Consider the following 1435-nt stretch of genomic DNA (forward strand, 5'->3'; position numbering starts at 1 on the left):
TGATAATTGACCATTTGTGCTGATGAAGAACCTTTTCTGAATATTTCAACAAATGCTTTAATGAATGAATCCATGTGGCTCGCCCAGTATAACTTTCAACTTTTATTCGAGCCATTTCTTTATCGTTTGGATCTCTTTCAGTTCTTATCTTGAGCGGAAATAATTTATCAAGTTCGTTTGAAGGCTCCACAGTATCAGATGGCGATATTGAATTATTTTCAATTTCTTCTTTTAGTCGTTCAAGACTATCTTGCAAAATTTTTTCTTGTGTACGATTTTGCCTAGATAGGTGTTCTAATAATCTTGCTGGTGTTCTAACATCTTGACATGCTAAAAAGCGGATAAGTAAATACCAATCATGTTTAGATAGCTTTTCATCATTTACAGCCTTGGATATAGCTTCTTGAGCTGGAGACTCATAGTTTTTATCGAGCCAATTTTCAAGATCATCTGATTCTTTTCCTGCAATCATTTGTGTATAAAGATGTCTTTGATAGCCAATAGCAGCTGTTGATTGTTTCCTCCATAAATTCTCATTTTCATGTGAAACTAAAGTTTTGTATATACATACTTCGTTTTCACTATCCACCCACCTCTTTAAGTAGAGCTGTGGTACATAATGATTATTTGCCTTAATTTTATTCATCACTTAATTGCTGATGTATGAGATGCCTAACGCCAATTTCAGCGGCTGCGCCGCAGGCGCAGTCCGCTGGAAATTTTTGTTAGGGCGGGAAGTTTAAGTCAATCTCTCCAATCCTTAGTGTAAAGAACATGCTGATCGTTAAGTTGAATAGCTTTATTTTTAATTAGCTTATCAGATGCTTCTTTTCCATATTTACTTATTTCATCAATAGCAATAAATGACTGCTTATTTTCAGAAGCATATATGCCAATAATATTGGCCACAGCGTTATTCTCAATGTTTTTGAAAAGCAATGAATCATGAATCAAAAAAGGCAGTTTTGATGTTTGGAAAAGGGCTAAATCAAAAACCAGTAAGTTTGAAAATGCCTTTCCGGTTCCTGTATCTTCATAAATTTCGTAGTTATAGTTTGAAGATGAAAAGCTGAGATTAGGGCTTTTTCTATGCTCGCTATAAATCAAAGTAATAATTTTTCTGATTTTATCATTTACAATATTTGAAATGAATGATGTAATTCTTTCTCTTTCGACATTAAGGTCAGATTTTATTGTCCTCAAGTCGTCTTTGATTTTAGTATTTTTTTCGTACTGCGAATTTTCTAACTGAGCCTCTTTTAGTCTGTCTGATATTTTACGAACCCTAGTGATAATAGCATTCGGTTTTTTGATATTATTGGAAAGTTCACTTATTTGTTGGTCTATTAGCACTATCTCCTTCTCTATAGTACTTAGCTGTTTTTCTAGCTCAGACTCTTTTTCGTTGATCTCTTCCGTTAAAATTTTTCTTAGT

The 1435-nt window shown here is 33.4% G+C and carries 2 protein-coding genes; both read right to left on the bottom strand.

Going from position 1 to position 1435, the window contains the following annotated elements; translation table 11 throughout:
• The coding region (locus KDK19_RS02210; protein WP_257291257.1) for a DUF4238 domain-containing protein at positions 1-646 on the bottom strand (646 nt) is incomplete at its 3' end.
• Between the two features lie 98 nt (positions 647-744).
• The coding region (locus KDK19_RS02215) for a DUF2326 domain-containing protein (RefSeq protein WP_257291258.1) at positions 745-1435 on the bottom strand (691 nt) is incomplete at its 5' end.

Source organism: Endozoicomonas sp. ONNA1 (assembly GCF_024606325.1).
Taxonomy (GTDB): domain Bacteria; phylum Pseudomonadota; class Gammaproteobacteria; order Pseudomonadales; family Endozoicomonadaceae; genus Endozoicomonas_A.